Origin of the sequence: Streptomyces sp. NPDC091289 (assembly GCF_044757365.1) — a bacterium.
Lineage (GTDB): Bacteria > Actinomycetota > Actinomycetes > Streptomycetales > Streptomycetaceae > Streptomyces.
In genome coordinates this window covers 75615-93706 of sequence record NZ_JBIVUT010000017.1, presented here as the reverse complement: position 1 = coordinate 93706, position 18092 = coordinate 75615, and the positions used below count along the sequence as shown (strand labels likewise).

The following is an 18092-nucleotide window of genomic DNA, read 5'->3' as shown; positions in this document are numbered from 1 at the left end:
CAGGTGCCCGGACGGGGCCGCCCTCCCACCCCGGGGCGGCCCCGTTCGCCGTTCTCCGGCGCGTCAGCCGGTGATGAGCTTGGTGGCCGTCCCCACCACGGGCAGATCGCTCAGCGCGCCGCCGCTGGTGATCGGGTCGGTGACGATCGCCGTGGTCAGCGGCTTGAAGTCGGCGATCTGCGTGCCCACGGCGTTGTCCAGCGGGTCCACCCCGGTGTTGGCCAGCGGGTCCAGCTGAAGGTCGGTGATCGGGGCGACGCTGCTGGCCAGCGAGGTCCCGAGCGCGCTCGTCACCGCGGGACCGGCCGTCTCGCCGACGGCCTGGAGGGCGGAGACGCCCTGCTCCGGGACCTCGGCGGCGGCGGGCAGCTGGACGGCCTGCGCGGCGCCCGCACCGGCCCCCAGGGCGGCCCCCAGCGCGGTGAAGGTCAGACCGGCGCGCAGCAGGGCGCGACGTTCGGGCTTACGTGCATGAAGTGCCATGTTTTCCACCTGATCGAGCCTGGTCGGGTAATCGTCCGTACGCGCAGAGTAGTTGAGGTGTGATGCTGGATACCAACAGGAGGCCCGAGTGGTCCCCTGCGCGGCTCAATGCCTCACACTTCTGTCCTGTGAGTTCCCAACCGATCCCGACCCGCGTCGTGCTGCTCGCGGGCCCCTCCGGCTCCGGCAAGTCCGTCCTGGCCGCCCGCACCGGCCTTCCGGTGCTGCGCCTGGACGACTTCTACAAGGAGACGGGTGACCCGACGCTGCCCCGGGTCCCCGGCTCCACGGACATCGACTGGGACTCCGCCGGGTCCTGGGACGCGGACGCGGCGGTGGCCGCCATCGCCGAGCTGTGCCGCTGCGGCCGTACGGACGTTCCGGTGTACGACATCGCCACCAGCTCCCGTACGGACCACGAGACCTTCCACATCGAGCGGTCACCGCTGTTCGTGGCGGAGGGCATCTTCGCGGCGGACATCGTGCAGCGCTGCCAGGAACTGGGGCTGCTGGCGGACGCGCTGTGCCTGCGCGGCCGCCCGTCCACGACGTTCCGGCGGCGGCTGGTGCGGGATCTGCGGGAGGGCCGCAAGTCGGTTCCGTTCCTGCTGCGGCGCGGCTGGCGGCTGATGCGGGCCGAGCGGCGCATCGTGGCCCGGCAGACGGCGCTGGGGGCGTATCCCTGCGGCAAGGAGGAGGCGTTGGGGCGGTTCGCCGCGGCGGCGGCGGGGCGGTGTCGGCGGGGGGCTCCTGCGGCGCGGACGTCGTAACCGGGGCTCCGCCCCGGACCCCGCTCCTCAAACGCCGGAGGGGCTGGAAGTGCGGCGGAGGAGCTGGAAGTGCGGCCCTCAATGACCAGCGGGGCCGTACAGGACCCCCCGGCCCGTACGACCCCGCTGTGTTTCCCCCGTGTTTCCCCCGTGTTTCCCCCGGGTCCCCTCGGTCCCCGTTTTTACTGCTCCCCCGTTGCTCCCCCGTATTTCCCCCGTGGCCCTCGCCTCCCCCGAAGCGAAGGGCCCAGCCTCAGGCCACCAGCTCGCCGAAGGACTCCTGCTCGTCACGTCCGAAGCTGAGGACCTCGTCCTCGCGCAGCCGGCGCAGGGAGCGCCAGATGCTGGACTTCACCGTGCCGACACTGATGTCGAGGATCGACGCGATCTCCGGGTCGGTGCGGCCCTCGTAGTACCGCAGGACCAGCATCGTGCGCTGGAGTTCGGGCAGCCGGGCGAGTGCCTGCCACAGCACCGCCCGCAGCTCCGTGCCGCGCATCGCGTCCGTGTCGCCCACCGTCTCCGGCAGCTCCTCGGTCGGGTATTCGTTCAGCTTGCGCCGGCGCCAGGCGCTGATGTGCAGGTTGGTCATGGTGCGGCGCAGATAGCCGCCGACCGCCGCCTTGTCGCTGATGCGGTCCCACGCCCGGTAGGTCGAGAAGAGGGCGCTCTGCAGCAGATCCTCGGCCTCGAACCGGTCGCCGGTCAGGTGATAGGCGGTCGCGTACAGGGAGGCCCGTCGCTCCTGGACGTAGGCCGTGAACGCCGCTTCGGCGTCCGCGTTCTCCGTCCGGGTGGTGCGATCCCCCGTGGCCTCCCCGTACGCACTTCCCCCGTTGCCCCCCTTGGGCGCGTCAACCACCGCCATGTACGGCATGCGCACCTGCTCCGCAGCCGCCTGGTGCTGACGCCCGGCGCTCCGAACACACCCCCGCACTCCCCCAAGCTCTCGGCTGCGCTCGAGCAGGGAGGTACCCCCTGTCACACCGGACTTCTCCGTGCTCCGGCCGACGTCGTGGAGACGCGTGACAACTGCGCTTGAGCTGGTGCTGTGCAGTGCGTTCATCTCGCGCCCCCTATCGGTGGAGTCCGTTCGTTCCCTGCTGACCAAGAGCTTGCCGGGGCAGTTTCATGGCGCTGTCCCCCGACTGTCACAGGCCTGTCACAGGGGTAGTTGTGGCCGTGCCCGGACAATCGGACCGGACCGCAGGTCGAACTGAAGCGCCACCATGGGCCAGAATGACGTTCGTGCCTTTCCTGTTGCTGATCGAGGACGACGACGCCATCCGCACGGCCCTCGAACTCTCGCTGTCTCGCCAGGGCCACCGTGTGGCCACCGCGGCGACGGGAGAGGACGGCCTCGAGCTGCTGCGCGAGCAGCGGCCCGACCTGGTCGTGCTGGATGTGATGCTGCCCGGGATCGACGGTTTCGAGGTGTGCCGGCGGATCCGCCGCACCGACCAGCTGCCGATCATTCTGCTGACCGCGCGCAGCGACGATATCGACGTCGTGGTGGGACTGGAGTCCGGCGCGGACGACTATGTGGTGAAACCTGTCCAGGGCCGGGTGCTGGACGCCCGGATCCGGGCGGTGCTGCGCCGTGGGGAGCGCGAGTCGACCGACTCGGCGACCTTCGGCAACGTGGTGATCGACCGCTCCGCCATGACCGTCACCAAGGGCGGTGAGGATCTGCAGCTCACGCCGACCGAGCTGCGGCTCCTGCTGGAGCTGAGCCGCCGGCCCGGCCAGGCCCTGTCCCGGCAGCAGTTGCTGCGTCTGGTGTGGGAGCACGACTACCTGGGCGACTCCCGTCTGGTGGACGCCTGTGTGCAGCGGCTGCGCGCGAAGGTGGAGGACGTGCCGTCCTCGCCGACCCTGATCCGTACGGTGCGGGGCGTGGGTTACCGGCTGGACTCGCCTCAGTGACCGAAACCGCCAAGCGGACCCTGCGTGCCGGTCTGCGCTGGACCAGTCTGCGGATGCGCCTCGTCGTGGTGTTCGCGCTGGTGGCGCTGGTGGCCGCGGTGTCCGCTTCGGGGATCGCGTACTGGCTGAACCGCGAGGCCGTGCTGACCCGTACCCAGGACACCGCGCTCGACGACTTCCGTCGGCAGATGCAAGACACCGCGGCCGGTCTGCCGACGCGTCCCACCAAGGACGACCTCCAGCGGGCCGCCGGGGAGATGGCGTCCAGCAGCCCGGGCTACAGCGTGCTGCTGGAGGCCGAGCGGGAGCGCGGCAAGCCGATCGTGGGCTACTCCGACCTGGACACCTTCACCCGGGCCGATGTGCCGGACTCGCTGCAGAAGCAGGTGGCCCGCAAGCAGCCGCTGACATCGAGCAACGAGCACGAGTACCACCTGTTCTGGCAGCGGACGAGCATCGCGGGCACCCCGTATCTGGTCGCCGGTACGCGGATCATCGGCGGCGGCCCGACCGGGTACATGCTCAAGTCCCTCGACCAGGAGCGGCAGGACCTCAACTCGCTGGCCTGGTCGCTGGGGATCGCCACCGCCCTCGCGCTGGTCGGCTCGGCGCTGCTCGCGCAGGCCGCCGCGACGACGGTGCTGCGCCCGGTGCAGCGGCTCGGCGACGCGGCCCGCAAGCTCGGCGAGGGCAAGCTCGACACCCGGCTCACCGTCTCCGGCACGGACGAACTCGCCGATCTCTCCCGTACGTTCAACAGAACGGCGAGCTCGCTGGAGAAGAAGGTCGCGGACATGAGCGCGCGGGAGGAGGCGAGCCGCCGGTTCGTCGCCGACATGTCGCACGAGCTGCGCACCCCGCTGACCGCGATCACCGCGGTGGCCGAGGTGCTGGAGGACGAGGCGGACACCCTCGACCCGATGATCGCGCCCGCCGTGCATCTGGTGGTCAGCGAGACCCGGCGGCTGAACGACCTGGTGGAGAACCTGATGGAGGTGACCCGCTTCGACGCGGGCACGGCCCGTCTGGTGCTGGACACCGTCGACGTCGCCGACCAGGTGACGGCGTGCATCGACGCGCGGGCCTGGCTGGACGCGGTGGACCTGGACGCGGAGCGCGGCATGATGGTCCGGCTCGATCCGCGCCGGCTGGACGTGATCCTGGCCAATCTCATCGGCAACGCCCTCAAGCACGGGGGTTCGCCGGTGGGCGTCCGGGTGCGGACCGAGGGCGAGGAGCTGGTCATCGAGGTACGGGACCACGGTCCGGGCATCCCCGAGGACGTCCTGCCGCACGTCTTCGACCGGTTCTACAAGGCGAGCGCCTCCCGGCCGCGGTCGGAGGGCAGCGGGCTCGGCCTCTCGATCGCCATGGAGAACGCGCACATCCACGGCGGCGACATCACGGCGTCGAACTCCCCGGACGGCGGTGCCGTCTTCGAACTGCGGCTGCCGCGCGACGCCGAGAAGCTCGCACGGCGCGACGATCAAGGTGCGCAGGCGCCGGACGAGGACGGGGCGACGTGAAGCGCGGCGATGTGACGTTCCGGAGGCGGAGCCCGCTGCGGCGGCGCACGGCCGTCACCCTGGCCGTCCTGCTGGCGGGCGCGGCGCTGGCCTCGGGGTGCGGGATCCGTACGACCACGGTGCCGGTGGACGCGGGCGCCGCGCCCTCCCGGGTGCCGTGCCGGCTGTCCTCCTCGGACGTCACCACCCGGTCGCCGGACAGTCTGAGCGCCGAGGTGTATCTGGTGTGCGCCTCGCAGCTGGTCACCGTGGACCGTCCGGTGACGGCGGACGCGGTCGGCACCGACCCGGTGGTGGTCGCCCGCGCGCTGCTGAAGGAGGTCCAGCAGGCGCCGCCCGCGAGCGAGCGGCGGGCCGGGTTCACCACCGCGGTTCCGGCGGGGCTGCGGGTGGATCCGGCCCGGGACGGCGACCCGGCGGGCACACTGCGGCTGAGCAGCCAGCCGGAGGACCTCTCGGCGGAGGCGCTGGCCCAGCTGGTGTGCACGTACGCGGAGAGCCAGACGCTGGTCCGGGACGGCTCGGTGTTCCTGGGCGGGCCCGGGGACTACCCGCCGCGCGGCTATCTGTGCACCTCGCAGACGAAGTCCCGGCCGGGGGACGCGGCCACGCCGGACGCGGTCCGGCTGCACTGACGCGGGCCCAGGACGGCCCTCGCGCGGTTCGCGGGGGCGCCCGGCAGGGCCGTCCGTGCGGCGGAGGGCGTCAGCACGGAACCGATCCTGCTGGTCGTGGCGTCTTGGTGGACGTGCGTCACAGTTCGGACGGCCAGACCGTCATCCACTTCCGCGCGGCGGGCGTCACTCTCCTTCTCGCGCACCTTCTCTTCGTCGGGTGGCTGACGCTGCGCCCGTTGGACGTTCCCTGGATCACGGCGGCGAATTTCGAGCCGCTCGCCGGGATCAGGGCGGATCTCGCGCTGGGACCGGCCGAGGCGGCCCGCCGGATCGGCGGTGCGCTGCTGCTGCTGGCCCCGCTCGGAGTGCTGCTGCCGATGGCCGGGGGCCGGATCTTCGTCTCGCCCTGGATCTCGCTGCTGCGTACGGTCGCCGCCGGGGCGCTGATCTCGCTGGCCATCGAGCTGGGCCAGACCGGCGTGCCCGGTCAGGTCGTCGACATCGACTCGATGCTGCTGAACACCACCGGGGTGCTGCTGGCCCATCTGCTGGTCGTCCCGGTCTGCCGGGCGCGGCTGCGCCGCGCGGGACTGCCGGGGGTACGGGACCTGCCGTACTTCCGCCAGGAGACCCGACTCAGGGACGAGGCCCCTGGGGGAGCGACCCCGACGATTACCGGGGTCGGTCTCGCACCGTAGAGCGATGCTTTGTCCCCCTTCGGCGCGGCACCATGGATACATCGGGGAGCACGGAAAGCTGCTCCCGCCGCTACGGTTCGCGAAGGAGCCCGCCATGGCTGCCGCACTTGTCCGCCCCCGCGAAGGCCGCATGATCGGTGGAGTGTGCGCGGGCCTCGCCCGGCGCTTCGGTACCTCCGCAAGCACGATGCGCGTCATCTTCGTCGTGTCCTGTCTGCTGCCCGGTCCGCAGTTCCTGATCTATCTGGCGCTGTGGGCGCTGCTGCCCTCGGAGAAGTCCGCCTCCTCCGCGACGGCCTGGTGACGCGCCGCGACACGGGGAGCGGGAACGCGTACGAGAACGCGCAGTGGGGCGCACACCCTGGAATCGGGTGTGCGCCCCACTGGCATGTGCGGGTGGCGCCGGAGGCCCGGCGCTGGGGGTGATCAGCCGCCGAGCGGGATCCCGTTGGCGGAGAGGCCCTGGGTGGGCAGTCCGCCGAGCAGACCGGTGACCGGGGCGGCCGCGTCGGTGGCGTCGCCGCCGAGGACCTTGCCGACGGTGTCCTGGACCGGCGCGTTCTGGGCCGCCTTGGCGACGGTGTCCAGCGCCATCGTCGAGACGGGGAGCGCCCCGGCCGCGGTGTCCAGTGGCAGCGACGGGGCGGCGGAGGCGCTGCCGGCGGCGGCAGCGGCGAAAGCGGCACCGAGGGCGGCGACACCGAGAGTCTTGGCAGCAGACTTCTTCATGGAGAATTCATCCTTGGGGAAGGGGATGTGAGCGGCTCTGCAAGCTAGCCATCCCGCAGCTCGCTCCGCAAACATCCCGACACGCGGAAAAGGGCCGGGATTTCGCCTCCCGGCCCTTTCCCCTGTCGTGTCCCTCAGCCTCCGGAGACCACAGAACCACTGGTCACAGCGGTCTGGCGGAAAAGCCACTCCGACTTCAGCTCGGCGTATCCGGGCTTGACGACGTCATTGATCATCGCGAGACGTTCGTCGAAAGGAATGAATGCTGATTTCATCGCATTGACGGTGAACCACTGCATGTCGTCGAGCGTGTATCCGAAGGCCTCGGTCAGCCGCTCGAATTCCCCGCTCATGCTCGTCCCGCTCATCAGCCGGTTGTCCGTGTTCACGGTGATCCGGAAGTGCAGCTTGCGCAGCAGCCCGATGGGGTGCTCGGCGTACGAGGTGGCCGCGCCGGTCTGCAGGTTGGAGGTCGGGCACATCTCCAGCGGGATGCGCTTGTCGCGTACGTAGGAGGCGAGGCGGCCGAGGGAGACCGAGCCGTCATCGGCGACCTCGATGTCGTCGATGATCCGCACCCCGTGGCCGAGCCGGTCGGCGCCGCACCACTGGAGGGCCTGCCAGATCGACGGCAGGCCGAAGGCCTCGCCCGCGTGGATCGTGAAGTGGTTGTTCTCCCGCTTGAGGTACTCGAACGCGTCGAGGTGGCGGGTGGGCGGAAACCCGGCCTCGGCGCCCGCGATGTCGAAGCCGACGACGCCCTGGTCGCGGTAGCTGTTGGCGAGCTCGGCGATCTCCAGCGCGCGGGCGGCGTGCCGCATCGCGGTGAGGAGGGCGCCGACGCGGATGCGGTGGCCGTTGGCGCGGGCGATGCGCTCGCCCTCGCGGAAGCCCTCGTTGACGGCCTCGACGACCTCTTCGAGGGTCAGGCCGCCTTCCAGGTGCTGCTCGGGTGCGTAGCGGATCTCGGCGTAGACGACGCCGTCCTCGGCGAGGTCCTCGGCGCACTCGGCGGCCACCCGGAACAGCGCGTCACGGGTCTGCATGACGGCGCAGGTGTGGGCGAACGTCTCGAGGTAGCGCTCCAGCGAACCGGAGTCCGCGGCCTCGCGGAACCAGATGCCGAGCTTGTCGGCCTCGGTCTCGGGGAGGGAGTCGTAACCCTGCGCGCGGGCCAGCTCGACGATGGTGCCCGGCCGGAGGCCGCCGTCGAGGTGGTCGTGGAGCAGCACCTTGGGGGCGCGCCGGATCTGGTCGGAATCAGGGACATTCGGGGTCTGGCTCGTCATCTTGGCACTCTAGCGCCTACGCGCGTAGAGCGCCTGGTGTCGATGCGTAACAGTGACCGCGAAGTCGGGTGGAGTACACCTCACCTTCTGACACTGTTCTGTCATGGGATCTGTCATGGGACAGCGCGCACTCCCCCTGCCTGAAGCCAGGCTGGGACGGGCCGTTCGGACGGCCGGAGCAACGGACGAGGTCAGCGGCGTGGTTCTGCTGCTCCCGGACGGCCGGGCCGATTCGCACCGTCGCCCCTCCGCCCTGTCGTACGCGGCACAGCTGCCGTTCGCCCGTTCGCTGGCCCGTGCCGGGGTGGGCGACGGGCTCGCGGTGCACGTGCTGCGCTACCGCTGCCGCGGCTGGAACGCGGACGACGCGCATCCCGCCGAGGACGCCGCGTGGGCGGCCGACGAGGTCCAGCGGCGGTACGGCGATGTGCCGGTCTGTCTGGTCGGGCACGGGATGGGCGGACGGGCGGCGCTGCGGGCCGCCGGGCACGGTGCGGTCACCTCGGTGCTGGCGATGGCCCCGTGGCTGCCGGAGCGGGCGACGGACGGACCGGAGCCGGTGAAGCAGTTGATGGGGCGGCGGGTGCTGATCGTGCACGGCACCAACGACGAGCACACCGACCCGGAGTTGTCCTACCGGCTGGCCGAGCGGGCGAAGAAGTCCAACCGGGACACCTGCCGCTTCGAAGTCCACTCCGACGGGCACGCGTTGCGCCAGCACCGCCCCGAAGTGGTGGCGCTGGCCGCCGACTTCGTCCGGGGCTCGCTCTTCGCCCGGTCCTACGCCCGCCCGGTCGCGGACGCGCTCGCCGCGCCGCCGCCGCTGGGGCTGCGGATGCCGCTGGCGGCCGGGTTCGGGAAGTCGCTGCGGCACTGAGGGGACGCCGGATCGGGCCGGGTCAGGCCGTCCGCCGCCGCGCCAGGCCCCGGAGCAGCAGCGCCGTGGCCGTCCACGCGGCCGCGCAGCCGGCGGCGGCGACCAGCAGGACGAGCCAGAGGGTGTCCGTGGCGGTGGCGGCGGTGGCGGCGATACCGGCCGCCAGCAGGGTCGCCGCCATCACCACGACGACCTGTGCCGTGGGGGTGTCCGTGGCACGGGTGGCACGGCGGCGGTGCAGCCACCCCGCGCCCCGCAGGAAGACGCTGCCGACGATCAACAGGGCGAGCCCCACGGCCAGTCGGACGGTCGCGTGGCGGCCCGGCTCGTCGGTCGTGTCCTGGCGCAGCTCCCCCGCTTCCACCGCCCACACCACGTCGCGCCAGGACAGCACGGTGACCCGGTCCCCGGGCGCCAGCTTCTCCCAGACGGGTCCGTGGCCCCGCATCCGTACCCTGAACGGCGGTTCCTCGGCCTCGCCGTCGAGCGTGACCCAGTTGGTGACGGCCTTGTTCGACCGGCCGGTCCCGGTGGAGACGACGGTGGCGGGCCACTCGGAGAGGCAGTCGCCGCTCTCGGGCGCGGAGACCTCCGAGCACGGTCGCGCGGCCCGGAAGTCGGCGGCCTCGGAGAGCGCCCCGGGCAGCAGCGCGAACAGGACGGCGGCGGCGAGCACCAGCACCGAGCCGACGACGGACGCGAAGACGACGCCCTTCAGGCTCGGGAGCCCGGTCGGCTGCTGCTGAGGCCAAGGATCGGGAGACTGATTCACCGGCCCATTCTCGCTCGCCCGTTCCCCTCAGTTCAGTCCGGCAACAGGTTCCCCCGGCGCGAGAGCAGGAACCGCTTGAAGGCGGCGACCGGCGGGGTGTCGGGGTGCCCGTCCAGCCAGGCGACGCCGATCTCGCGGGCCGCGCGCGGTGCGGTGACCGTCAGTTCGACGACTCCGGGGCGGGCGACCGCGGGCGGCGGCAGCAGGGCCACCCCGAGCCCGGCGGCGACCAGTCCGCGCAGGGTCTCCGCCTCCTCGCCCTCGAAGGCGACCCGGGGTGTGAAGCCCGCCTCCGCGCAGAGGTCGTCGGTGATCCGGCGCAGCCCGTAACCCGGCTCCAGCGTCACGAACGTTTCGTCGGCGGCCTCCGCGAGCCGGATCCGGCGGCGGGAGGCCAGGCGGTGGTCGTCGGGGACCACCAGCCGCAGCCGCTGTTCGTCGAGGCGGCGGGCGACCAGGTCGGGGGCGTCGGGCACGGGTGAGGTGAGGCAGAGGTCGAGGCCGCCCGCGCGCAGCCGTTCGATCATCGCCTCGCCGTAGTTCTGCACGAGCTGGAAGCGGACCTTGGGGTGGTCGACCCGGAAGGCGCGGATCAGGGCGGGCACGGTCTCCGAGCCCATGGTGTGCAGAAAGCCGAAGGAGACCCGGCCCGATGTCGGGTCGGCGTCCGCCCGGACCGAGTCGGCGGCCTTCTCCACCTCGGCCAGGGCCCGTTCCGCCGAGCCGAGGAAGGTGCGGCCCGCCGGGGTGAGCGAGACGGTGCGGCCCTTGCGGGCGAACAGGGCGACGCCCAGGTCCGTTTCGAGCCGGACCATGGCGCGCGAGAGCGTGGACTGCGGAACGCCGAGCTCGTGTGCGGCGCGGGTCACATGCTCGTGGCGGGCGACCGCCTCGAAGTACGCGAGGCGGGGAGCGAGCACGGCCCGGATGTCTTCTTCGTAACTACTCGGTGACAGCCGAGGCCCTGAGCTGCGTTCATGCACCATGGGATCGATTATGGCAGTTTCATGCATTGGACGCATGAAACGTCTCGCTCTACTTTCGACGTATGCCTCCCGCCAGTACCGGGGCATCCACCATCGTCGTGGATGCCTCTGCCCCGTCGTCCCCCGTCACCACCACCGCCGCGCCGGCCGCCGCCACCCATGAGCGCCTGGAGCCCGGCCGCCCCGGCTACCGCCGGATGAGCTTCGCCCTCTTCGCCGCCGGTGTCGCGGCCTTCGCCCTCCTGTACTCCACCCAGGCGCTGCTGCCCGCCGTCTCCGCCTCGTTCGACGCGACCGCCGGGCAGGCGAGCTGGACGGTCTCGGCGGCGACCGGGGCGCTGGCCCTGTTCGTGCTGCCGCTGAGCGCGCTCTCGGAGCGGTTCGGGCGGCGGCAGATGATGACGGCGTCGCTGGCGATCGCGGTACTGGTCGGGCTGCTGGTGCCCCTCGCCCCGTCGATGGGCGCGCTGATCGCGCTGCGCGCCGTCCAGGGCGCGGCGCTCGCCGGGCTTCCGGCCTCCGCGATGGCGTATCTGGCGGAGGAGGTGCGGCCCAAGGCGCTGATCGCCGCGATCGGGCTGTTCGTCGCGGGCAACAGCATCGGCGGTATGAGCGGCCGCATCCTCACCGGCTGGGTCGCCCAGGCCTGGGGCTGGCGCGCCGCGCTCGCGGCGGTCGGGCTGCTCGCGCTGGCGTGCGCCGTCGTGTTCCATTTCCTCATCCCGAAGGCGAAGAACTTCCACCCCGGTTCGCTGAACCCGAAGGCGCTCGCGAAGACCGTCGCCGGTCATCTGGCCGATCCGCTGCTGGTGCGGCTGTACGCGATCGGCGCGCTGTTCATGACGGTGTTCGGCGCGGTCTACACGGTGATCGGCTACCGGCTGGTCGAGGAGCCGTTCAGCCTGCCGCAGGGCGTCATCGGGTCGATCTTCCTGGTCTACCTGGTCGGTACGGTCTCCTCCGCCGCCGCCGGACGTCTGGTGGCCCGCCTCGGCCGCCGGGGCGCGCTCTACCTCGCGGTCTCCACCACGACCGCCGGACTACTGCTCTCGCTGGCCGACCAGCTGGCCGCCGTGCTGCTGGGCCTGGTGCTGATCACGGCCGGCTTCTTCGCCGGGCACGCGGTCGCCTCGTCCTCGGTGAGCCGCACCGCGACGACGGGCCGGGCGCAGGCCTCGGCGCTCTACCAGTCGGCGTACTACCTGGGCTCCAGCGCGGGCGGCACGCTCGGCGCGGTCGCCTTCCACGCCGGGGGCTGGGCGGCGACGGTGGCCCTGGGCCTGCTCGCGGTCCTCGGCGTCGTCTCGATCACCCTGTACGGGACCCGGGTGGCGCGTGCGAAGCGGCGGGCGCTCGTCCCGGCCACCCGCTGACCCGCTCCGCCGGCCGCTGAAGCGCAACCGAGACATACCGGCGCGCAACCACCGCTCCCCTTCGCTCGTCTACCAGGCGTAACCAACAACGCACTGTGGGCGAAGGGGAGTTGGCGCGCATGCGAGTCACGGCGAAAAGACCCGGAAGTCGGTTGCGGCGTGGGGTGGCACTGTCCGTCGCCGGACTGGTGGCCGCCCCGGCCCTGGTCCTGGGCACCGGCACCGCCGCCCACGCGGCGTCCTGCACGAAGTCGGTGGGACCGCACCAGAAGCAGGTCGAGAAGTTCCTGAAGCGGCCCGTGGACGGCAAGCAGTCGACGGCCGACTGCAAGGCGACCCAGAAGTTCCAGAAGAAGCACGGGATCACCCCGACCATCGGCTACGCCGGTCCGCTGACCTGGCGCACGATGAACACGATGCTCGCCCAGAAGGCAGCCGGGAAGAACCCCAACAAGGCGAAGAAGTGCCCCACCAACAAGGGGCGCATCGCCTGTGTCGACCTGACGCGGCAGCTGAGCTGGATCCAGGACGGCAAGAAGCTGAAATACGGGCCGGTGCCGGTGCGGACCGGCCGGGACGGCGTGGAGACCCGGACCGGGGCCAAGAAGATCTACTGGCGCAACATCAAGCACTGGTCGACCATCTACAAGGTCTGGATGCCGCACTCCCAGTTCTTCGACGGCGGCCAGGCGTTCCACTCGGTGACCAAGTCCATGTACAACCCGCCGGGCTCCGGCGGCTGCGTCAACATGCGCCCCGCCGACGCGAAGGCATACTGGAAGCTGCTGAAGAACGGCGACGACGTGTACGTGTACGGGCGCAAGCCCGGGACCTGAGCGAGGCGCTGAGCATCCCGAGGGGTGCCGGACGGATCGTGGCCGGAGCCACGGCGTCCGGTGCCCCTTGTCCTCTTTCCGCCCCGACTGTCAGTGGCCTGCGGTAGCTTCCGACGTACCGGGTGACGGATGCCACAGCGCGGCTGCGCGCGACAGGGGTGGAGCGATGAGCGATCTGACCACGACGACGGACGCGGGTGCGGCGGCGGGCGCCGGGGAGGCCGATGCGACCCCGATCGACAGCCGTCTCGAAGGGCACCGGATCGAGCTGACCGGCTACTGCTACCGGATGCTCGGCTCGGCCTTCGAGGCCGAGGACGCGGTGCAGGACACCCTGGTCCGGGCCTGGCGCAACTTCGACAAGTTCGAGGGCCGCTCCTCGCTGCGCTCCTGGCTCTACCGGATCGCCACCAACGTCTGCCTGGACATGCTGAACGCGGGCAACAAGCGGGCCCGCCCGGTCGATCTGACCGGCCCGACCCCGCTCGCCCAGGCCGCGCTGAGCCCCCGCCCGGAGAACGTCTGGCTGGAGCCGATGCCCGACGGCCGGATCCTGCCCTCCGTCCAGGACCCGGCGGAGGCGGCCGTGGCGCGCGAGTCGGTGCGCCTGGCGTTCGTCGCCGCCCTCCAGCACCTGCCGCCCAAGCAGCGCGCGGTGCTGATCCTGCGCGAGGTGCTCGCCTGGAAGGCCGCGGAGGTCGCCGAGCTGCTGGAGACCTCCGTCGCCTCGGTCAACAGCGCCCTGCAGCGGGCCCGCGCCACGCTGACCGAGACGGAGAGCCGGCCGGGCGACGCGGCGGACCCGCTCGACGAGGAGCAGCAGAAGCTTCTGGAGCGCTATGTGAAGGCGTTCGAGGGCTATGACATGGCCGCCCTCACCGCGCTGCTCCACGAGGACGCGGTGATGACGATGCCGCCGTTCGACCTGTGGCTGCGGGGCACCGGGGACATCACCGGCTTCATGACCTCCATCGGCGCTGCCTGCGCGGGCTCCAAGCTGGTGCCCGTCTCGGCCAACGGCTCCCCCGCGTTCGCGCACTACAAGCCCGCCGAGGACGGGGACGGGTTCGTGCCGTGGGCGGTCCAGGTCATCGACGTACAGGACGGGGCGATCACCGGGATGCACTGCTTCCTGGACGTCCCGCGCTGGTTCCCGCTGTTCGGCCTGCCGGACCGGCTCCCGGCCGACGCGTAGCCGCCGTCGGCCGTACGCACGCGCCCGTACGGGTCCGGCACGCGCCGGACCCGTACGTCAGCGCGGGTCCGGCACCCGTTCCTCCGGGCCCTCCTCCAGGGTCACCACATCGGCCAGCCCCACCAGGTCCAGCAGCGCCCGGAGTTCCGGCGGTACGCGGCACAGCCGCAGGGTGCGTCCGGACCGGCGGGCGACGAGTCCCAGCCGGGCCACCGCTTCGACGAGGGTCAGATCCGGCCGGATCACCCCGCCCACATCGCAGTCCACCGCCGCGCCCGGGGCGGGGGCGGCCCCGCCGGTGCGGGCCAGAGCACGCTCCAGCTCGGCGCAGAGTTCGGGTACGACGGCACGGCTGACCCGGCCGGTCACGGTCAGGGCGATCGGATTTTCGGCATCCACACCAGGCAGACCGGACCGGCGGGCGAAATTCATCGGCCCTTCCGCGCGAAAGCCGCCGCGGAGGGGCCGTTTTCCGTCAACTGCGGACTTTCTGTGCAGCCGCTGTGAACCAATCCCCCCAGCTTTCCCTCTAGTTCGGTGAACCGACGGCCGCAGCCGTCATTCCTGCGTCTCTGCGGACCGGCGGGTTGAGGATCCATCGAGTTCTCGAGGGGGAGAGTTGCGCAGACACGTGAGAAGCGCGTACATACCCGCGGTCGCCGCGGCCGTGGCCGTGGCGCTGGCGGCGGGCATGACCCAGACCGCCGTCGCCCAGCCGGATCCGAGGGGGGCGTCCGGCGCCCGGGCCCTGGGCCAAGGCCAGGAACAGGGCCAGGGCCAGGACCGGGAGTTGCGCCATCTGACGCTCGTCACCGGTGACCGGGTCACCGTCGACGCCCAGGGCACGCCGGTCGCCTTCCGGCCCGCGAAGGGCCGGGAGAAGATCCCGGTCCAGCGGATGAGCGGCAAGGGGCACACGCTCGTCGTCCCGGCCGACGCCCATCGGCTGATCGCCTCCGGCAAGCTCGACCGGCGGCTGTTCGACGTCACCGAGCTGAGCCGCCCGGAGAACCTGCGGGCCCAGCGGGACGGTCTGAAGCTGATCGTCGGCTACCGGGGCAAGCAGGCCGCGGCCGCGAAGGCGCAGGTCCGCGACGCGGGCTCCACCGAGGTCGGCCGGAGCCTCACCTCGCTGAACGCCGAGTCGGTGACCACGCCGACCGCCGACGCGCCGGACATCTGGAAGGCGCTCACCGACCGGGGCACGGACGGTGAGCGGGTCACCACCGCGGCCGGCATCGACCGGGTCTGGCTGGACGGGGTGCGCCGGGCGAGCCTCGACAAGAGCGTCCCGCAGATCGGCGCCCCGGCGGCCTGGAAGGCCGGGTTCACCGGGAAGGGCGTCACGATCGCGGTCCTGGACACCGGGACGGACGCCACCCACCCGGACCTCAAGGGCCAGATCCTCGCCGAGAAGAACTTCAGCGACGCCAAGGACACCGAGGACCGGGTCGGCCACGGCACGCACGTCGCGTCGATCGCGGCGGGCACCGGCGCCAAGTCGGGCGGGAAGTTCAAGGGCGTGGCCCCGGACGCCAAGCTGCTCTCGGGCAAGGTGCTCGACGACGACGGGTACGGCGAGGACTCCGGCATCCTGGCCGGAATGGAGTGGGCGGTCGCCCAGGGCGCCGACATCGTCAACCTGAGCCTCGGCGGGCCCGACACCCCGGAGGTGGACCCGCTGGAGGCGGCGGTCGACAAGCTGTCGGCCGAGAAGGGCGTGCTGTTCGCCATCGCCGCGGGCAACGAGGGCGACGGCGCGGGCACGGTCGGCTCACCGGGCAGCGCGAACGCCGCGCTGACCGTGGGCGCGGTCGACGACAAGGACAAGCTGGCGGACTTCTCCAGCCGGGGCCCGCGCATCGGTGACGGTGCGATCAAGCCGGATGTGACGGCCCCCGGCGTGGACACCACGGCGGCCATCCCGCCCGGCTCGCTGATCGCGCGGGAGGTGGGCGAGAAGCCCGCCGGTTACGCGACGATCTCGGGTACGTCGATGGCCACCCCGCATGTCGCGGGCGCGGCCGCCCTGCTCAAGCAGCAGCACCCCGACTGGGCGTACACGGAGCTGAAGGGTGCGCTGACCGCGTCCACGAAGCCCGGTGCGTACAACCCGTTCCAGCAGGGCTCCGGCCGGATCGCGGTGGACCGGGCGATCGCCCAGACCGTCGTCGCCGACCCGGTCTCGGTGAGCTTCGGGGTGCAGCAGTGGCCGCACACCGACGACCAGCCGGTCACCGAGAAGGTCACGTACCGCAACCTCGGCACGAGCGACGCCACCCTCGATCTGAAGGCGACGGGCACCGGCCCGAAGGGCAAGCCCGCTCCGGCCGGCTTCTTCACGCTCGGCGCGGACAAGGTGACCGTCCCGGCGGGCGGCACGGCGGAGGTCACGCTGACCGCCGACACCCGGCTCGGTGGCACGGTCGACGGCACGTACTCCGCGTATCTGGTGGCCACCGGCGGCGGGCAGACCGTGCGCACGGCCGCCGCGGTCGAGCGTGAGGTGGAGAGCTACGACGTCACCGTCAAGCACCTCGGGCGGGACGGCCGTCCGGCCGCCTACGTGGACAGCACGCTCTTCCGCTTCGGCGTCGAGTCCGGCTTCCCGTTCCTGGACCCGCAGGTGGTCGACGGCACGGCGAAGATCCGGGTGCCCAAGGGCACGTACGTGGTCAACTCCACGGTGTACAAGGACCCGGACGACGTCACCAAGGGCGCCGACTGGATCTCCCGGCCCAAGGTCGCGGTCACCAAGAACACCTCGCTGACGTTCGACGCCCGCCTGGCGAAGCCGGTGAAGATCGCGCTGCCGGACGCCAAGGCGAAGAGCGTGCTGTTCTCCCCGGACTACTCGGTGGAGTCGGCGAACGACGCGGTCACCTTCGGCTGGCTGATGGAGTCGCCGGCCGGTATCCGCACGCTCCACGTCGGCCCGAAGATCACCGACGGTTCGCTCGCCCAGCACTGGTCGGGCACCTGGACCAAGGGCGCGTCGACGGAGTACGACATCGCGGTCGGCGGCTACGTCAAGCAGCTCGCCACCGGTTACAGCCGGAAGTTCACCACCGCGCAGCTGGCCAAGGTGAAGATCGCCATGGGCTCGGCCGCGCCGAAGAAGAAGGGCGAGGTCACCGCCTGGCCCTTCCTGCCTTCCCAGGGCGGCGGCTGGGCCACCTCGGTCGAGCAGAAGCTCCCCGGCACCCGCACGCTGTATCTCTCCACCGCGGACAAGGTGGAGTGGGGCTTCGACTTCAACCAGCTGGGCCCGGTCGACGCGGACGGCTGGCCGACGTACGAGGCCAACTACGAGGTCGCCGAGGAGGCCAGGTACAAGGCGGGCAAGACGTACGCCAAGACCGTGAACACCGGGGTATTCGGGCCGCTGGTCAACAAGAACTACGGCATCGCCCGTGAGGGCAACGAGATCACCGGCTCCCTCCCGCTGCTGGCGGACGGCCGGGGCAACCCGGGCGGGATCGCATTCACCTCGGCCAAGACGGTCCTCTACCGCAACGGCAAGAAGCTCGGCCAGAACGGCGACCCGGTGACCGGCGGCGAGTCCTTCCGGGTTCCGGCGGGCGCGGCCGACTACAGGCTGACGACCACGGTCAAGCACAGCGCGAAGGTCAACCCGCTCTCCACCCGGGTGGACGCGGCCTGGACGTTCCGCTCGAAGAAGACCGAGTTCAGGATGGAGCCCATCTCCACCGTCCGGTTCACCCCGGCCGTGGGCGCCGACGGCCGGGTCAAGGCGGGCAAGACCGTCTCGGTCCCGGTGAAGGTGCAGGGCGCGGCCGCGGGCAAGAACCTGAAGTCGCTGAAGACGTACGTCAGTTACAACGGCGGCAAGACCTGGAAGAAGGTCACGGTCAAGAAGGGCAAGATCACCGTCAAGAACCCGGCCAAGGGTAAGGCGATCTCCTTCTCCGCCAAGGTCACCGACAAGAAGGGCAACACCTCGTCGGTGAAGATCTACCACGCGTACCTGGGCAAGTGACCGGGCACAGCGAGT

18 protein-coding genes are annotated in these 18092 nt (G+C 71.5%); 11 read left to right on the top strand and 7 right to left on the bottom strand.

Annotated features, from left to right (window positions below; translation table 11 throughout):
- Nucleotides 1-63: 63 nt before the first annotated feature.
- Nucleotides 64-483, bottom strand: a complete 420-nt coding sequence (locus ACIQPT_RS23225; RefSeq protein WP_401158010.1) for a hypothetical protein — start codon at nt 481-483, stop codon at nt 64-66.
- A 62-nt stretch (nt 484-545) separates the two neighbouring features.
- Between ACIQPT_RS23225 and ACIQPT_RS23220 the strand changes: the two genes are divergently transcribed.
- Nucleotides 546-1253 (top strand): uridine kinase, encoded by a 708-nt coding sequence (locus ACIQPT_RS23220; RefSeq protein ID WP_401158008.1) that lies wholly within the window; start codon nt 546-548, stop codon nt 1251-1253.
- Between the two features lie 253 nt (nt 1254-1506).
- Here the strand turns inward: ACIQPT_RS23220 and ACIQPT_RS23215 are convergent, their stop codons facing one another.
- Nucleotides 1507-2319 carry a SigE family RNA polymerase sigma factor gene (locus ACIQPT_RS23215; protein WP_401158006.1) on the bottom strand — a complete coding sequence of 271 codons (813 nt, stop codon included), beginning with the start codon at nt 2317-2319 and terminating at the stop codon, nt 1507-1509.
- Between the two features lie 182 nt (nt 2320-2501).
- On the opposite strand from ACIQPT_RS23215, the gene afsQ1 reads away from it, so the two are divergent.
- From afsQ1 to ACIQPT_RS23190, 5 genes are all read left to right on the top strand, one after another.
- Nucleotides 2502-3179: a two-component system response regulator AfsQ1 gene (afsQ1, locus tag ACIQPT_RS23210; protein WP_078533099.1), complete on the top strand. Its 678-nt coding sequence runs from the start codon at nt 2502-2504 to the stop codon at nt 3177-3179.
- Nucleotides 3176-4705 carry an ATP-binding protein gene (locus ACIQPT_RS23205; protein WP_401158004.1) on the top strand — a complete coding sequence of 510 codons (1530 nt, stop codon included), beginning with the start codon at nt 3176-3178 and terminating at the stop codon, nt 4703-4705. Before afsQ1 ends, ACIQPT_RS23205 begins: the two co-directional genes overlap by 4 nt.
- Nucleotides 4702-5340: a hypothetical protein gene (locus ACIQPT_RS23200; RefSeq protein WP_401158003.1), complete on the top strand. Its 639-nt coding sequence runs from the start codon at nt 4702-4704 to the stop codon at nt 5338-5340. The genes ACIQPT_RS23205 and ACIQPT_RS23200 overlap by 4 nt, the downstream gene beginning before the upstream one ends.
- Before the next feature lie 107 nt (nt 5341-5447).
- On the top strand, nt 5448-6020 hold the full coding sequence (locus ACIQPT_RS23195) for a VanZ family protein (RefSeq protein WP_401158001.1): 573 nt from the start codon (nt 5448-5450) through the stop codon (nt 6018-6020).
- Nucleotides 6021-6114: 94 nt separating this feature from the next.
- Nucleotides 6115-6324 (top strand): PspC domain-containing protein, encoded by a 210-nt coding sequence (locus tag ACIQPT_RS23190; RefSeq protein ID WP_401157999.1) that lies wholly within the window; start codon nt 6115-6117, stop codon nt 6322-6324.
- A 122-nt stretch (nt 6325-6446) separates the two neighbouring features.
- Here the strand turns inward: ACIQPT_RS23190 and ACIQPT_RS23185 are convergent, their stop codons facing one another.
- Both ACIQPT_RS23185 and ACIQPT_RS23180 read right to left on the bottom strand, forming a co-directional pair.
- Complete coding sequence (locus ACIQPT_RS23185; RefSeq protein WP_030084645.1) at nt 6447-6749, bottom strand: hypothetical protein; 303 nt, start codon at nt 6747-6749, stop codon at nt 6447-6449.
- 134 nt (nt 6750-6883) lie between these two features.
- On the bottom strand, nt 6884-8038 hold the full coding sequence (locus ACIQPT_RS23180) for an adenosine deaminase (protein WP_401157997.1): 1155 nt from the start codon (nt 8036-8038) through the stop codon (nt 6884-6886).
- Between the two features lie 115 nt (nt 8039-8153).
- Between ACIQPT_RS23180 and ACIQPT_RS23175 the strand changes: the two genes are divergently transcribed.
- Complete coding sequence (locus tag ACIQPT_RS23175) at nt 8154-8915, top strand: alpha/beta hydrolase (protein WP_401158220.1); 762 nt, start codon at nt 8154-8156, stop codon at nt 8913-8915.
- 22 nt (nt 8916-8937) lie between these two features.
- Here the strand turns inward: ACIQPT_RS23175 and ACIQPT_RS23170 are convergent, their stop codons facing one another.
- Both ACIQPT_RS23170 and ACIQPT_RS23165 read right to left on the bottom strand, forming a co-directional pair.
- A complete protein-coding gene (locus ACIQPT_RS23170; protein ID WP_401157995.1) occupies nt 8938-9687 on the bottom strand; it encodes a hypothetical protein in 750 nt (249 codons plus the stop codon).
- A 32-nt stretch (nt 9688-9719) separates the two neighbouring features.
- Nucleotides 9720-10673 carry a LysR family transcriptional regulator gene (locus ACIQPT_RS23165; protein WP_401157993.1) on the bottom strand — a complete coding sequence of 318 codons (954 nt, stop codon included), beginning with the start codon at nt 10671-10673 and terminating at the stop codon, nt 9720-9722.
- Nucleotides 10674-10735: 62 nt separating this feature from the next.
- On the opposite strand from ACIQPT_RS23165, the gene ACIQPT_RS23160 reads away from it, so the two are divergent.
- The 3 genes from ACIQPT_RS23160 (at nt 10736) to ACIQPT_RS23150 (ending at nt 14077) form a co-directional block, all read left to right on the top strand.
- Complete coding sequence (locus ACIQPT_RS23160) at nt 10736-12046, top strand: MFS transporter (RefSeq protein ID WP_401157992.1); 1311 nt, start codon at nt 10736-10738, stop codon at nt 12044-12046.
- 119 nt (nt 12047-12165) lie between these two features.
- A complete protein-coding gene (locus ACIQPT_RS23155; protein WP_401157990.1) occupies nt 12166-12882 on the top strand; it encodes a L,D-transpeptidase family protein in 717 nt (238 codons plus the stop codon).
- 166 nt (nt 12883-13048) lie between these two features.
- On the top strand, nt 13049-14077 hold the full coding sequence (locus ACIQPT_RS23150; protein WP_401157988.1) for a sigma-70 family RNA polymerase sigma factor: 1029 nt from the start codon (nt 13049-13051) through the stop codon (nt 14075-14077).
- A 57-nt stretch (nt 14078-14134) separates the two neighbouring features.
- Here the strand turns inward: ACIQPT_RS23150 and ACIQPT_RS23145 are convergent, their stop codons facing one another.
- Nucleotides 14135-14509: an STAS domain-containing protein gene (locus ACIQPT_RS23145; RefSeq protein ID WP_401157986.1), complete on the bottom strand. Its 375-nt coding sequence runs from the start codon at nt 14507-14509 to the stop codon at nt 14135-14137.
- A gap of 259 nt (nt 14510-14768) precedes the next feature.
- Here ACIQPT_RS23145 and ACIQPT_RS23140 point away from each other — a divergent pair, with 259 nt between their 5' ends.
- Nucleotides 14769-18077, top strand: a complete 3309-nt coding sequence (locus ACIQPT_RS23140; protein ID WP_401158217.1) for a S8 family peptidase — start codon at nt 14769-14771, stop codon at nt 18075-18077.
- The last annotated feature ends 15 nt before the right edge of the window (nt 18078-18092 follow it).

What these genes read in the sequence shown, in the direction of transcription:
- ACIQPT_RS23225 (WP_401158010.1), bottom strand. Translation starts at nt 483, where the DNA reads ATGGCACTTCATGCACGTAAGCCCGAACGTCGCGCCCTGCTGCGCGCC.
- ACIQPT_RS23215 (WP_401158006.1), bottom strand. Translation starts at nt 2,319, where the DNA reads ATGAACGCACTGCACAGCACCAGCTCAAGCGCAGTTGTCACGCGTCTC.
- ACIQPT_RS23175 (WP_401158220.1), top strand. Translation starts at nt 8,154, where the DNA reads ATGGGACAGCGCGCACTCCCCCTGCCTGAAGCCAGGCTGGGACGGGCC.
- ACIQPT_RS23165 (WP_401157993.1), bottom strand. Translation starts at nt 10,673, where the DNA reads ATGGTGCATGAACGCAGCTCAGGGCCTCGGCTGTCACCGAGTAGTTAC.
- ACIQPT_RS23155 (WP_401157990.1), top strand. Translation starts at nt 12,166, where the DNA reads ATGCGAGTCACGGCGAAAAGACCCGGAAGTCGGTTGCGGCGTGGGGTG.
- ACIQPT_RS23140 (WP_401158217.1), top strand. Translation starts at nt 14,769, where the DNA reads ATGACCCAGACCGCCGTCGCCCAGCCGGATCCGAGGGGGGCGTCCGGC.
- ACIQPT_RS23150 (WP_401157988.1), top strand. Translation starts at nt 13,049, where the DNA reads ATGAGCGATCTGACCACGACGACGGACGCGGGTGCGGCGGCGGGCGCC.
- ACIQPT_RS23145 (WP_401157986.1), bottom strand. Translation starts at nt 14,509, where the DNA reads ATGAATTTCGCCCGCCGGTCCGGTCTGCCTGGTGTGGATGCCGAAAAT.
- ACIQPT_RS23190 (WP_401157999.1), top strand. Translation starts at nt 6,115, where the DNA reads ATGGCTGCCGCACTTGTCCGCCCCCGCGAAGGCCGCATGATCGGTGGA.
- ACIQPT_RS23220 (WP_401158008.1), top strand. Translation starts at nt 546, where the DNA reads ATGCTGGATACCAACAGGAGGCCCGAGTGGTCCCCTGCGCGGCTCAAT.
- ACIQPT_RS23160 (WP_401157992.1), top strand. Translation starts at nt 10,736, where the DNA reads ATGCCTCCCGCCAGTACCGGGGCATCCACCATCGTCGTGGATGCCTCT.
- ACIQPT_RS23180 (WP_401157997.1), bottom strand. Translation starts at nt 8,038, where the DNA reads ATGACGAGCCAGACCCCGAATGTCCCTGATTCCGACCAGATCCGGCGC.
- ACIQPT_RS23185 (WP_030084645.1), bottom strand. Translation starts at nt 6,749, where the DNA reads ATGAAGAAGTCTGCTGCCAAGACTCTCGGTGTCGCCGCCCTCGGTGCC.